The organism is Mesorhizobium sp. M8A.F.Ca.ET.208.01.1.1 (assembly GCF_004791315.1).
In the GTDB taxonomy this organism is placed as follows: domain Bacteria; phylum Pseudomonadota; class Alphaproteobacteria; order Rhizobiales; family Rhizobiaceae; genus Mesorhizobium.
The window spans coordinates 1-302 of sequence record NZ_SRUT01000299.1; the positions used below are offsets into that span (position 1 = coordinate 1).

The 302-nt window shown below is 66.9% G+C and carries 1 pseudogene; it reads right to left on the reverse strand.

Annotated elements, in window-relative coordinates:
- Positions 1–51 precede the first annotated feature (51 nt).
- A pseudogene (locus tag EN851_RS35385) lies at positions 52–302 on the reverse strand (IS110 family transposase); the annotation flags it as partial.

A 302-nucleotide genomic window follows, 5' to 3' on the forward strand; every position in this document is an offset into this window, starting at 1 on the left:
CGGCCGAGCAGTTGCCGGGGCGCACCCGCTCGACCAACTCGTTACCCCTCGTTACGGCTTCATAGGGGCGTTGCTTGACATCGCAGCCCAGGCGATCCGGGCCAGCTTGTTGGCAAGCGCAACGACCACCACGTTGCGCTTGGCGCGCTGTAGCAGTGCCTGCAGCCAGGCGCCGAGTTGGGTGTCCATTCGCGCCAGGTGCGGCAGTGCGGCTCGCGCACCGTGGATCAACAGCACGCGCATGTAGGTGCTCCCGCGCTTGCTTATCCCCGTCAGCCGCGGCTTGCCGTCGGTCGTGATCT